The sequence below is a fragment of the Amycolatopsis sp. CA-161197 genome (genome assembly GCF_050942255.1).
In the GTDB taxonomy this organism is placed as follows: domain Bacteria; phylum Actinomycetota; class Actinomycetes; order Mycobacteriales; family Pseudonocardiaceae; genus Amycolatopsis.
This window is the reverse complement of sequence record NZ_CP192059.1, coordinates 2,733,380-2,746,336: the sequence shown is the minus strand read 5'-3', so window position 1 is coordinate 2,746,336 and position 12,957 is coordinate 2,733,380. Positions and strand designations below refer to the sequence as shown.

Here is a 12,957-nt window from a genome sequence, read left to right as displayed (position 1 = left end):
GGTCACCGGTGGTCCGCCGCGAGCCGCGCGAGGTCGTCGAGGGCGGCGAGCGTTTCGGCTTCGGGCAGGGTCGGCAGCATGAAGGTGTAGCGCTCCACGCCGGCTTCGGCGAAGCGCTTCACCGCGTCCGCGTCGGGAGCGCCCCCGAAAACGGTGAACGGCACGTCCGTGCGGCCCTGCTCGGCGAGCCACTCGCGCACGCGCTTGATCTCGTCGGACGGCGTCTGCTGGCGCGGCAGCCAGGCGTCGCCGAGGCGGGCGAGCCGGCGCAGCGCGGCCGGGCTCTCGCCGCCGACGTAGATCGGCGGGTGCGGCGTCTGCACGGGCTTCGGCCAGGCGAAGATCGGGTCGAAGTCGACGTGCTTGCCGTGGTACTCCGCCTGCTCCTCGGTCCAGATGGCCTTGAGCGCCTCGATCTGCTCGTCGATCAGCGCGCCACGAGTGGTCGGGTCCGTGCCGTGGTTGGCCATCTCCTCACGGTTCCAGCCCACCCCGACACCGAACGCCACCCGCCCGCGCGACACCAGGTCGAGTGACGCGACCTCCTTGGCCGTGTGGATCACGTCCCGCTGGATCAGCAGCGCGATGCCCGTGCCCAGCACGAGGTTCGACGTGTTCACGGCCGCCGCGGTCAGCGCGACGAACGGGTCCAGCGTGCGCTTGTACTTCTCGGGCAGGTCGCCCCCACCGGGGTAAGGACTCTCCCGGCTCACGGGGATGTGCGAATGCTCGGCCAGGAACAGCGAGTCGAAGCCCCGCTCCTCCAGCGCCTCGCCCAGCACGTCGGGGCGGATGCCTTCATCGGTCACGAACGTGGAGATCCCGAAGTCCATGCCTCGTTCTACCCGCTGCGGCGGCGGCCTATTCCCGGTCTGGTTGAACCCTCACCGGATCGGTCTCATCTCACGCCGGGCCGGACCGTCGACGACGCGACGCCGGCCGGGCTCGAGGTAGACGAGCCGGGCCGGGTCCGCGCGCAGGTCCGGCGGCGGACCGCCGGACGCGCGGAACCCGGCCCGGTACTCAGACGTTGCGCCGGTACTGGCCGCCGACCTCGAAGAACGCGTCGGTGATCTGGCCGAGCGAGCAGACCCGCGCGGCGTCCATCAGCACCCCGAACAGGTTGCCGCCGCGGGTCGCCGCCTCGCGGAGGGCCTTGAGGGCCTGCTGGGCGTCTTCGGCGTGGCGGTGCTGGAAGTCGGCGAGGCGGTCGAGCTGGGACTTCTTCTCGTCCTCCGTGGCGCGGGCCAGTTCGACCTCGACGTCGTCCTCGCCCGCGTGCGGGTTGCGGAAGGTGTTGACGCCGATGATCGGCAGCGAGCCGTCGTGCTTCTTGCGCTCGTAGAGGATGGACTCGTCCTGGATCTTGCCGCGCTGGTAGCCCGTCTCCATCGCGCCGAGCACGCCGCCGCGTTCGGAGATGCGGTCGAACTCGACCAGCACGGCTTCCTCGACCAGGTCGGTCAGCTCGTCGATGATGAACGAGCCCTGCAGCGGGTTCTCGTTCTTCGACAGGCCCCACTCCTTGTTGATGATCATCTGGATCGCCATCGCGCGGCGCACCGACGACTCGCTCGGTGTGGTGATGGCCTCGTCGAATGCGTTGGTGTGCAAGGAGTTCGCGTTGTCGTACAGCGCGCACAGGGCCTGCAGCGTGGTGCGGATGTCGTTGAAGCTCATCTCCTGCGCGTGCAGCGAGCGGCCCGAGGTCTGCACGTGGTACTTGAGCTTCTGCGAACGCTCGTTGGCCCCGTAGCGCTCGCGCATCGCCACGGCCCAGATCCGCCGCGCCACGCGGCCGAGCACCGAGTACTCCGCATCCATCCCGTTGGAGAAGAAGAACGACAGGTTGGGCGCGAAGTCGTTGATGTCCATGCCGCGCGCGAGGTACGACTCGACGTAGGTGAACCCGTTGGACAGCGTGAACGCCAGCTGCGAAATGGGGTTCGCCCCGGCCTCGGCGATGTGGTAGCCGGAGATCGAGACGGAGTAGAAGTTGCGCACCGCGTGCTGGATGAACCACTCCTGGATGTCGGCCATCATGCGCAGGCTGAACTCCGTGGAGAAGATGCAGGTGTTCTGCCCCTGGTCCTCCTTGAGGATGTCGGCCTGCACGGTGCCGCGCACGTTCTTCAGCGCCCACGCGCGCAGCTCGGCGGCCTCGTCGGCCGACGGCTCGCGGCCGTGCTCGGCGCGGAAGGCGTCGAGCTTCTGGTCGATCGCGGTGTTGAGGAAGAACGCGAGGATCGTCGGGGCCGGGCCGTTGATCGTCATCGACACCGACGTGTTCGGCGCGGTGAGGTCGAAGCCGTCGTAGAGCACCTTCATGTCCTCGATCGTCGCGATCGAGACGCCCGAGGTGCCGACCTTGCCGTAGATGTCCGGGCGGGTGTCGGGGTCGTGGCCGTAGAGGGTCACGGAGTCGAAGGCCGTGGACAGGCGCTTGGCCTCGGAGTCGGCCGAGAGCAGCTTGAACCGGCGGTTGGTCCGGAAGGCGTCGCCCTCGCCGGCGAACATGCGTGCCGGGTCCTCGCCGTCGCGCTTGAACGGGAACACGCCGGCCGTGTACGGGAAATACCCGGGCAGGTGTTCGCGACGAAGGAACGAGAGCAGCTCACCGGATTCGGTGTAGCGCGGCAGGGCGACGCGCGGGATCCGGTTGCCCGACAACGTGTCGCGCCACAGCTGCGTGCGCAGCTCCTTGTCGCGGACCTTCACCACGAGCTCGTCCTCGCGGTACTCCTCCGCCAGCGCGTGGAACCGCTCCAGCAGCTTGGTGGTCTCGCCGTCCACATCGGACTCGGCGGCGGCGAGCAGTCCGTCGAGCGCGTCGGTGGAAGCATCCACTTCGGACAGAGCAGCCTTCGCGGCGGCCAGGTGCTCGCGCTTGCGCACGGCGGCCACCTGCTTCCCGGTCTGCTCGTGGTATCCGCGCACGGTCTCGGCGATCTCCGAGAGGTAGCGCGCCCGGTTGCCCGGGATGACCGTGCTGGCGTCGGTGGACACCTTGCCCTCGACCGCGGGCAGCACGCCGGCCGACACCGACAGCCCGCGCTCGGCGAGCTGGTCCCGCAGGTTCTGGTACAGCGCGGTCACGCCGTCGTCGTTGAACTTCGCGGCGCTCGTGCCGAACACCGGCATGTCCTCGGGAGCCTTGTCGAAGGCCTCGCGGTTGCGCACGAGCTGACGCGCGACGTCACGGCGGGCGTCCTCGGCGCCGCGGCGCTCGAACTTGTTGATGGCCACCACGTCGGCGAAGTCGAGCATGTCGATCTTCTCCAGCTGCGACGCGGCGCCGAACTCCGGCGTCATCACGTACAGCGACTCGTCCACGTAGTCGACGATGCCCGCGTCGCCCTGGCCGATGCCCGGCGTCTCCACGATCACGAGGTCGTAGCCCGCGGCCTTGCACGCGAGGATCGACTCGCGCAGCCCGGCGGGGATCTCGCCGCTGGTCGTGCGGGTCGCGATGGAGCGGAAGTACACCGGAGAGCCGTCGAGGCAGTTCATCCGGATGCGGTCGCCGAGCAGCGCGCCGCCACCCTTGCGCCGCGACGGGTCCACGGCGAGCACCGCGATCCGCAGCTTGTCCTCCTGGTCGAGGCGGAAGCGGCGGATGAGCTCGTCGGTGAGCGACGACTTGCCGGAACCGCCGGTACCGGTGATGCCGAGCACGGGCACGTGGCGCTTCTCGGCGGCCTCGGTGATGGCGGCGAGCCACCCTTCGGGCAGTTTTTCACGCTGCAGCTGGGTGATCACCCGCGCGAGCGCCGGCACGTCGCCGGAGAGCAGCTTGTCGACGGACACGGGCGGCTGCTCCGAGAGGTCCACGTCGCAGGCCTTGATCATCGAGTTGATCATGCCCGGCAGGCCCATCTCGTAGCCGTCCTCGGGCGAGAAGATCCGCGCCACGCCCCGCGAGTGCAGCAGGTCGATCTCCTCGCGGACGATCACGCCGCCCCCGCCGCCGAACACCTTGATGTGCCCCGCGCCGCGTTCGCGCAGCAGCTCCACCAGGTAGGAGAAGTACTCGACGTGGCCGCCCTGGTAGGCGGAGATGGCGATGCCCTGAACGTCTTCGGTGATGGCGGCGGTGGCCACCTCGTCGACCGAGCGGTTGTGCCCGAGGTGCACGACCTCGGCACCCTGCGACTGCAGGATCCGCCGCATGATGTTGATCGAGGCGTCGTGGCCGTCGAACAGGCTCGACGCGGTGACGAACCGGACCGGGTTCTCGGGGCGGTAGAGGTCGCTGCTCATCCTCCCAAAATACTTGGACTTCCTACTATTGGAAACCCGAGCGGCGGTGACGCAAGTCTCAAGCGACTTCTGCACGCGGTTGACAGGAGCCAGCTGGGAGCTATATTCAACCTACAAGTTAATCAACCAAGCGATTGAGTACCGATGGCCACTGATCAGCTCAGCACCACCTTCGCCGCGTTGGCTGACCCCACGCGGCGGGCCATCCTCGCCCGGCTCGCCCAGGGCGACGCGACGGTGAACGAGCTGGCCGAGCCGTTCAAGGTGAGCCTGCAGGCGGTGTCGAAACACCTGAAGGTGCTGGAAGCGGCCGGGCTCATCACCCGCGGCCGGATGCGCCAGTGGCGCCCGTGCCGGCTCGAGACGAAACCGCTCGTGGTCGTGGCCGACTGGGTCAACGAATACCGGCAGTTCTGGGAGGCGGGGTTCGACCGCTTGGACGAGCACCTGCGGCTCCTGCGGGAGCCCCGGAAGGAGACCGAGCAATGACGCAACGGGACCTGACCATCACGCGCGTGTTCGACGCCCCGCGGGAGCTGGTGTTCCGCGCGTGGACGGAGCCGGAGCGGCTCGCGAGCTGGCTCGGCCCGGAGAAGTTCGCCGCCTCGGGAGTCACGATCGACCTGCGGCCCGGCGGCGCGTGGCGCGCGCGGATCCACAGCGCCGAGTACGACGTCGAGCGCTGGATGCAGGGCGCCTACCGCGAGATCAGCCCGCCCGGGCGGCTCGTGTTCACGTTCTCGTGGGACCAGCCCGACGACGTGGTCGGCGAGACGGTCGTGACGATCACGTTCACCGAGGCCGGCGACAAGACCGAGATGACGTTCCACCAAGCGCCCTTCCCCACCGAGGAAGAGCGCGCCGGCCACCAGGACGGCTGGAGCTCCACGTTCGAAAAGCTCGCCCACCACCTCGAGGAGGTCCGATGACCACCGCACTCCCCCGTGTCGTGTCCGCCGAGGACTGGCAGGCCGCGCGCGATGCCTTGCTGGCCAAGGAAAAGGAACTGATGAAGGCGGCCGACCACCTCACGGCCGAGCGCCGCCGGCTGCCGATGGTGCGCTTCGACAAGGCGTACGAGTTCACTTCGGCCGAGGGCAAGAAGAGCCTGCTGGACCTGTTCGACGGCCGGCGTCAGCTGATCGTCTACCACTTCATGCTGCACCCCGGCGACGAAGCGGGCTGCCCCGGCTGCTCGATGGTCGTGGACAACGTGCCGCACCTGGCGCACCTCAACGCCCGCGACATCACGTTCGTCGTCACCGCGCCCGCGACGCTGCCCGAGATCGAGCGGTACAAGGCCCGCATGGGCTGGGACCTGCCGTGGGTCTCGGCGAACGGCAGCGACTTCACCGAGGACTGCGGCGTCGGCCGGTTCTTCGGGACCAGCGTGTTCCTGCGCGACGGCGACGACGTCTACCGCACGTACTTCACCAGCGGCCGCGGTGCCGAGACGTTCTCCGCGGTGCACCGCTACCTCGACATCACGCCGTTCGGCCGGCAGGAGGCGTGGGAGGAGGAGTCGCGCGGCTCCGACGAGCCCGGCGGCTGGTGGCGCAGGCACGACGAGTACTGAGGCGTACCGAGACGGCTTGAAACATCCAGCCGGTATGCGGCGGAAACGGGCCGGTTCCTGGGGGACCGGCCCGTTTCCGCGGGCGGGGCAGGATTCTTTCGGCACCGATGTCCGGTCGCGGCGGCCGGCTCCGACCGTAGGCTGAACGGCGTCCGGCAGGGACGCCACTCGGTGAAGGAGCCCGATCATGGGTGATCTGGTGTACTACGTCCACGTCTCGGTCGACGGCTGCATCGAGGGCCCGAACGGCGAGTTCGACTGGCCGCGGATGGGGCCCGAGCTGTCGGCCCACTCGCACGAGCTCTCCGAGCGCGCCGCCGTGTTCGCCTACGGGCGGCGGGTGTGGGACATGATGGCGGGCTTCTGGCCGCACGCCGAGTCCATCTCGGACGATCCGCACGACATCGGCTTCGCGCCGGTGTGGCGGAAGACCCCCAAGGTCGTCTTCTCGCACACGCTCACCGACCCCGGGTGGGACACCGAGGTGCTCGGCGGCGACCTGACCGAGGAGGTCACGGCACTGAAAGCGCGGCACACCAAGGACATCCTGCTCATGGGCGGCGCGGACGTGCCCGCACAGCTGAGCCGGCTCGGCCTGATCGACGAATACAACGTGCTCGTGCACCCGGTGGTGCTGGGCGGCGACAAGCGGCCGTTCGCCGTCGACGCCGAGCGGCTCGGCCTGCGGCTCGTCCAGTCCCGCGTGATCGACGGTGCCGTGGTGCTGTTGCGGTATCGCCGGGCCACCGAGGAACGGTGACCCGGCCGCCGCAACGCCGAGGGGCCCGCGTCAGCGGGCTTTGGCCGCCCGCAAGGCGATCCACTGCCGCATCGCGTACTCGACGAGCGTGATCAGCGTCTGCTTCGTCGACTCGCGGTCCCGCGCGTCACAACGGACGATGGGGATGCTGGGGTCGATCGACAGCGCCTCGCGCACGTCGTTGATGTCGTGCTCCAGTACCCCGTCGAACGTGTTGATGCCGACGATGTAGGGCAGGCCGCGGTCCTCGAAGAAGTCGATCGGCGCGAACGAGTCCGCCAGGCGGCGGGTGTCGGCCAGCACGACGGCGCCGATCGCGCCGCGGACCAGGTCGTCCCACATGAACCAGAAGCGCTGCTGGCCCGGGGTGCCGAACAGGTACAGGATCAGGTCGGCGTCGAGCGACACGCGGCCGAAGTCCATGGCGACCGTGGTGGTCGTCTTGTTCGGGGTCTGGTCGAGGTTGTCGATGCCGCGGCTCGCGTCGGTCATCATCGCCTCGGTGGTGAGCGGAACGATTTCCGACACCGAACCCACGAAGGTCGTCTTGCCCGCTCCGAAGCCGCCCGCCACCACGATCTTCGCTGATGTCATGGTCGGGGGCGCGGTTTCCCGCGGTGCCTTAAAGCCGACGGAGTCCACTCAAAACCCTTTCCATCAACATCAAGTGTGCTTCGGCGCCGTCATTGCCCGAAATCGTCCGGTGCACGGTGACGAGGCCCGCGTCGGCCGCGTCACTGATCAGCACCCTGGCGACACCCAGTGGCACCCGCAGGGCCGCCGCGACCTCGGCGACCGAGCGCGGGGTCCGGCACTCTTCCATGATCGAGATGCTCTCGATCTGTTCGGCCGCCGCCTCGGGGAAGCCCCCCGCGACGACGTGGTCATTGGTGGAGATCAGCGTCTCCAGCTCGAGCGCGTAGTTCGCTCGGGTCCGGCCGCCGGTGAGAGCGTACGGCCGCACGATCGACGTCTCCTCGGCCGGGTCCACCCGATCGGGGCGGTCCGGCCGGGTGAACGCGGCGGGCATCACGAACTCGCCGCTGGGCGGTCCGGGGTCGAAGAGCCCGCCTGGTCTAGGCCCATCCGCGTCGGTACTGCCCGGTGGAGAGACTAGAGAGGTCACTCGATCTCCTAACTCGGCCGGCGGCTCTGGCGCCGCCGGCGGTTCCTCCGCCGCGTGCGCTCCCGCGGGCGGGGGTTCGGGGGACTGGGACTCCTTACCGGTCTTCTTCCGCTTCTTGCGCGAGCGGCCCGAATCGAGGCTGAAGCCGTTGAGGAGGTCGGCGAAGGTGCCGTCGTCCTCACCGCGGGCAGCACCGGGAGCCCCCGCGCGCGGGGGTTCCTCGCTGTCTCCGGGCTCTCCGCCGAATAATCCGGGCCCCGTGCTCATCGCGTAATCATCCCACCGGTTCACCGATCAGCGACCCACCCGCGCCCTGCAGCTGCGCACGGAGTTCGGGGGTCAGGATCTGCCCCACGCGGTCCACGAGCATCGTCATCTCGTAGGCCACCTGGCCGATGTCGCAGTTGGGCGCCGCGAGGATCGCGAGGCACGAACCGTCGCTGATGGACATCAGCACCATGATGCCGAGCTCCATCTCGACCACGGTCTCGTTCACCGCGCCCGCCTCGAAGCACCGGGCCGCGCCCTGGGTGAGGCTCACGAGCCCGGAGGCAACCGCGGCCAGCTGGTCGGCGCGGTCGAGCGGCAGGCGGTTGGAGGCCGTGAGGAGGAGTCCGTCGGCCGACACCACCACGGCGTGCGCCACACCCGGGACCCGTTCGGCGAAGTCGTTGACCAGCCAGCCGAACTGGTTCTGCTGCGGCTGAGCCGTACTCGGCGAGGTCATTCACCCTCCAGTGTTTCGTGGTTGGTCTCAGTGGCCTGCCCAGTGCGGTGCCGGCCGCGCTGGATGCCCTGTTGGAAACTGCTCAGGCGGCCACGCACGTCGTGCGCGTCGCGGGTCGGACGGGGGTTCGCCGCTCCGGCGGGCGGCGGAGCGCTCCCGGGGAGCAGCTGCTCCCCGCGGCGACGCCGGGGCAATCCTGCCGAAGTGAACGAAGAGGGCGTCGACTGGGACACCGATTGGACCGTCCGCCAGCCCTCGTCGGACCCGAAAGCCCACTCCGTGGCGGGTGTCCCGGCCGCGGCGGCCTCCAGGTTCGCCACCGCGGCGGGCACCTGGTTCGGGTCGACGGCCGGCGGTCCCGGCGGCAGGTTGCTGGCGGCGGGACGCCGGGTGGGCAAGGACTCGGGCGCCGCGGGGCGGCCTGGCACCTCGCCTTCGGGGCGACGCACCGGGCGCGGGGTGGGCGACGGGCGGGCCGCCGTGCCGTTGCCATTGCCATTGCCGTTGCTGCCATTGCCGTTGCCGTTGCCGGTGGTCTCGGCCGGGGCCGTCCATCCACCCTGCGGGTCGAACGCCGGCGGCACCGGCTGGTCGGCCGCGGGCTCGGGCTGAGCGGTGCGGGCCGCACCGAACGCGCTCGCGACGCCGCGGCGGTCCGGCCGGGTCTCGCCGTCCTGCTCGCGCTCGGCCGCGGGCGTCTCCGCCTGGGCCACACCGAAAGCGTTCGCGGCGGCCGGCCGGGAGGGCGCGGCCCCGCTTGTCTGGTCGGTCCGGTCGAGCGGGTTGGCCTGTGCGGCCTGCTCGGCGGCGTCGGCCGCAGCCACCGCCGCGTCGAGGGCACCGACGAAACCGGGGTACTCGGCCGTGGTCTCGTTGTCCCCCACCGGATCCTGCTGGTCCGGACCACCGGTGCCGAACGCCTGCGCGGCACCAGGGCGATCCGCCGGGGTCTGGCCGGCCTGCTCGCCCGCCGGGGCGAAACCAGGGGGCGCGAACCCGGTGCCGGGCTCGCCCTCCAGGCGGTTGAGCGCCGCGGCGCCCAGGCCCTGCTGGTCGGCGGTCGGCTCGACGGCTCCGTCGCGGACGTGCTGCCGGCCGCGGTTCACCCCGCGCTGGAAGCTGGTGAGGCGACCGCGGACGTCGGCCGGGTCGCGGACCGGCAGGCCCGGCTTGGCCGACTCGGCGGCGGGCAGCTCGTCCGGCGTCGCGCTGCCGGGCATGAGCTGTTCGCCGCGGCGACGGCGCGGCAGGCCCGCCTTCGTGAACGCCGTGGGTTCGACCTGCGAGACGGCCTGAACGGTGCGCCAGTTCTCGTCGCTCGCGAAGTCCCAGTTGCGCTCGTCCTGCTCCGGCGTGGTCACCGGGGCGACGCCGGGCTCCGGCTTCGCCACGTCGGCCGGCGGCTGCTCCCCCGCCTTCGGCTCGGTCTTCGCACCGGCCTGGCCGGTGTCCTCACCGGACTCACCGGGCTTTGCGGTCTTCTCGGTCTTCTCGGCCGTGGATTGGTCCGGACCGGTCTTGGCCGCCGTCTCGTCCGCGGGCGGCGCGGGCGAGCGGAACCACGCCGAGAGCATCTCGTCGAAGATCGGCGTGTTCTCGATCGTCGTCTCGGCGGCCGTGGGCGGCGGCACCTCCGGCACCTTCTGCGCCGCTTGGTTCCACCACTCGCTCAGGGTGGTCCCGTTGGCGGAGAACAGGTCCTTGCCCGAGGGCAGCTCGCGGGCGCGCTCGTCGGCGCGCTCGGCGTCCGCCGCGGGTTCCGGCTCCGGCCGCGGCGGCGGCACGTCGACGATCTGCGGCAGCTGCGGCACCGGCGGCTTGACCGGCGGCGCGGCGTCGTCCCGCGGGATCGGGCTGAACAGCGCGGTCCCGGAGATCTCGAGGTCCGACGGCGGGCGCACGCCCGGGTCGACGGTGTGGCCGTTGGCGAACCCGGCGAGGTCGCTCGCCGAGGGCCACAGCTGCTCGTCGGCCCCCTGGATCGGCTGCTGCGGCACGAGCGCGCGGTCCGCGGCCGGGCGCGCCGAGCCGTTGACCGGACGCTGGCGGCGCGGCAGGCCACCGGGGCTCGCGGGCGGCGCGGCGACGCTGCCGAACGGCCCCGCCGACTGCGGCGGATTCTCCAGCGCGGCACCGGTCATGACCAGCTCCGGCGGGACCACCACGGTGGCCCGCACGCCGACGATGTCCTTGCCACCGTGGAGCGAGACGCCGATGCGGTGGCGCCCGGCGAGGCGGCCGACCACGAACAGGCCCATGCGGCGCGAGGTCGCGAGGTCGACCGAGCCGGCCTCGGTGAGGCGGCCGTTGGCCTCGACCACCTCGTACTCGTTCATGCCGATGCCCTTGTCGAGGATGTCGACGTTGAGCGAGCCGTCGTCGGCCAGGCGCGTCGCCACGGTCACCTGCGTCTCCGGTGCGGAGAACGCGGTGGCGTTGTCGAGCAGCTCCGCGATGAGGCGCTGGACGTCGCTCGCGGCGAACCCGACGATCTTCACCGCCGGCGGCTGCTGCACCGAGACCCGTTGGTACTGCTCGATCTCCGACACGGCGGCGCGCAGCACGTCGTGCGCGGGCACGGGCTGGCCCGAGCGGCGGCCCGGCTCGGCGCCGGAGAGGACCATCAGGTTCTCGTTGTTGCGCCGCATCCGGGTGGCGAGGTGGTCGAGCTGGAAGAGCGTGGCGAGCTGGTCGGCGTCCTCTTCGTCGCGCTCCAGCCGCTCGATCAGCTGCAGCTGGCGCTGCACGAGGCTCTGGCTGCGGCGCGAGAGGTTGACGAACACGCTGCTGTAGCCCGCGCGCATCGCGGCCTGCTCGGTCGCGAGCCGCAGCGCCTGGCTGTGCACCTTCTCGAACGCGCGCGCGACCTCGCCGATCTCGTCGGCCACCCGCACGTTCACCGGCTCGACCTCGACGCTCTGCGCGCGGCCCTCCTGGATGTTGCGGACGGCGGCGGGCAGGTCCTTCTCCGCGACGTCCAGCGCGCTGCGGCGCAGTGTCTTCAGCGACCGCAGGATCTGGCGCGTGATGAGGAAGACGACCGCGGCGGCGGCGACCATCGCGGCGAACAGCAGCACGGCGAGCAGCCCGGCGCTGCTGCTGGCGCCTTCGACCAGCGCGGCGGACGCGGCGGTGGCGTCGGCGCCCATGCGGTTGCCGACCTCGGAGAGCTGGCCGACCACCGCGTTGGACGCGTTGTTCCACTCCTGCGACTGGACCTGCGACAGCCCCTGGTCGCTCGAGGGTCCCTGCTCGCCGAGGACGATGCCGACCATGCGCTTGCGGTCGTAGGCGGTGTCGGGCTTGAGGGTGCTCTCGAGGTCCTGGCGCTGCGGCGCGGTGGAGGCCGCGTTGAAGTCGTCGATGCGGTCGTCGTACCGCAGCTCCGCGTCGCGGACGTCGCTGAGCTGCTGCGGTTCCAGCGTGCCCTTCGCGATGCCGTACGACACCAGCGCCTGGCTGACCGAGACCTGCTCCTTGGCGGCCTCGAGGTCGTGCAGCGCGTTCGCCGTGCCGCCCAGCGCGTCGGCGCTCGCGCCCGCGGCCACCGCGGTGTCGGCGCCGATGAGGGCACCGGTCACGGCGTTGTAGTCGCCCACCGCCTCGGCGGCGTCGAGCAGGCCCGCGCCGACCTGCTGGCGGATCACGGCGATCTCGTTGACCTGCGCGGTCGCCGAGTTCACGGCACCGGACACACTGGACTCGGACCCGCCGACGCGGTTCGCCGCCGTGATGAATGGTTCGACCGCCGCGTCGGTGGCCGCGCGGGCGGCCTTCAGCTCGGGCGTGACGCCGGCGGTGCCCGCGGTGAGCTGCGCCGCGGTGAGCGTGCGCTCCTTCTGCAGGCCGTCGGTCAGCTTGCGCAGCTGGGTGCTCAGGCCGACCAGCTTGTCGATCCGCTCGTAGTCACCGGAACGGCTGACCTGTCCCACGATCGCGGTAATGCCGAGCACCAGCGCGAGGACGATGGGGACCAGCGTCACCGCCGAGAGCTTGACCGGAATGCTCCAGTCCCGCCAGCGCAGCGCCGCTCGCCAGCCCGAGGACCGGCTCGGTCGCCGGGGCGGGCGGCCGAGCAGCTTCTCAACAGGCACCTGGCCATCTCCTGCAACGGTCACGAAAGTGACTCCCTGTCCCGCGTCGTGGCTGCCCGTGGGCGGCTTCCGGTGCTCCCGGAACGGTCCACGGCATTCCGCCGACCCGCGCGATCGACCCCGTGAGGACACGACCGTGCAGACCTGACACCGTGATCACCGGCGTGCTGCTTCCCGGGACTTTGCACGTGCACGGCGCAAGTTGCGTACTGCACGGCGGTGGTCGAGGTCAACTTGTCTGTGCCTATCGATCGCTGCGGTCAGCTGGGCCAAAGAATCGTACACCAATCCCGGCCGAGGATATTGTCTTGCGCTTCGCACGGCTGACCAGGGAAAAGTCGATTCGGCCCCGGTCGCGGCCCGGGGATTGGACCCCGAGCGGGGCCGAAGAGGGAATTCCGGTTACCGGTTGCT

At 70.7% G+C, this 12,957-nt stretch carries 10 protein-coding genes; 4 read left to right on the top strand and 6 right to left on the bottom strand.

Features of this window, described 5'->3' with window-relative positions; all coding sequences use genetic code 11:
* Positions 1 to 2: 2 nt before the first annotated feature.
* Both ACQPXB_RS13180 and icmF read right to left on the bottom strand, forming a co-directional pair.
* Complete coding sequence (locus ACQPXB_RS13180; RefSeq protein WP_432851795.1) at positions 3 to 833, bottom strand: LLM class F420-dependent oxidoreductase; 831 nt, start codon at positions 831 to 833, stop codon at positions 3 to 5.
* Between the two features lie 190 nt (positions 834 to 1,023).
* On the bottom strand, positions 1,024 to 4,260 hold the full coding sequence (icmF, locus tag ACQPXB_RS13175) for a fused isobutyryl-CoA mutase/GTPase IcmF (protein ID WP_432851793.1): 3,237 nt from the start codon (positions 4,258 to 4,260) through the stop codon (positions 1,024 to 1,026).
* Positions 4,261 to 4,404: 144 nt separating this feature from the next.
* On the opposite strand from icmF, the gene ACQPXB_RS13170 reads away from it, so the two are divergent.
* The 4 genes from ACQPXB_RS13170 (at position 4,405) to ACQPXB_RS13155 (ending at position 6,596) form a co-directional block, all read left to right on the top strand.
* A complete protein-coding gene (locus ACQPXB_RS13170) occupies positions 4,405 to 4,749 on the top strand; it encodes an ArsR/SmtB family transcription factor (protein WP_432851791.1) in 345 nt (114 codons plus the stop codon).
* The gene (locus ACQPXB_RS13165; RefSeq protein WP_432851789.1) at positions 4,746 to 5,189 is read left to right on the top strand and encodes an SRPBCC family protein; all 444 of its coding nucleotides are present in this window, start codon (positions 4,746 to 4,748) and stop codon (positions 5,187 to 5,189) included. Before ACQPXB_RS13170 ends, ACQPXB_RS13165 begins: the two co-directional genes overlap by 4 nt.
* Entirely contained in the window at positions 5,186 to 5,836 is a 651-nt protein-coding gene (locus ACQPXB_RS13160) for a DUF899 domain-containing protein (protein ID WP_366583469.1), read from the top strand. The genes ACQPXB_RS13165 and ACQPXB_RS13160 overlap by 4 nt, the downstream gene beginning before the upstream one ends.
* Before the next feature lie 187 nt (positions 5,837 to 6,023).
* Entirely contained in the window at positions 6,024 to 6,596 is a 573-nt protein-coding gene (locus tag ACQPXB_RS13155) for a dihydrofolate reductase family protein (RefSeq protein WP_366583470.1), read from the top strand.
* A 30-nt stretch (positions 6,597 to 6,626) separates the two neighbouring features.
* On the opposite strand, the gene ACQPXB_RS13150 is transcribed toward ACQPXB_RS13155, so the two are convergent.
* From ACQPXB_RS13150 to ACQPXB_RS13135, 4 genes are read right to left on the bottom strand one after another with little or no spacing between them, the layout of a single operon-like run.
* Positions 6,627 to 7,238, bottom strand: a complete 612-nt coding sequence (locus ACQPXB_RS13150; protein ID WP_204090344.1) for a GTP-binding protein — start codon at positions 7,236 to 7,238, stop codon at positions 6,627 to 6,629.
* Positions 7,219 to 7,989 (bottom strand): DUF742 domain-containing protein, encoded by a 771-nt coding sequence (locus ACQPXB_RS13145; protein WP_366583471.1) that lies wholly within the window; start codon positions 7,987 to 7,989, stop codon positions 7,219 to 7,221. Before ACQPXB_RS13145 ends, ACQPXB_RS13150 begins: the two co-directional genes overlap by 20 nt.
* A gap of 7 nt (positions 7,990 to 7,996) precedes the next feature.
* The gene (locus ACQPXB_RS13140; protein WP_220238205.1) at positions 7,997 to 8,449 is read right to left on the bottom strand and encodes a roadblock/LC7 domain-containing protein; all 453 of its coding nucleotides are present in this window, start codon (positions 8,447 to 8,449) and stop codon (positions 7,997 to 7,999) included.
* Positions 8,446 to 12,543, bottom strand: a complete 4,098-nt coding sequence (locus ACQPXB_RS13135; protein ID WP_432851786.1) for a nitrate- and nitrite sensing domain-containing protein — start codon at positions 12,541 to 12,543, stop codon at positions 8,446 to 8,448. Before ACQPXB_RS13135 ends, ACQPXB_RS13140 begins: the two co-directional genes overlap by 4 nt.
* Positions 12,544 to 12,957 lie beyond the last annotated feature (414 nt).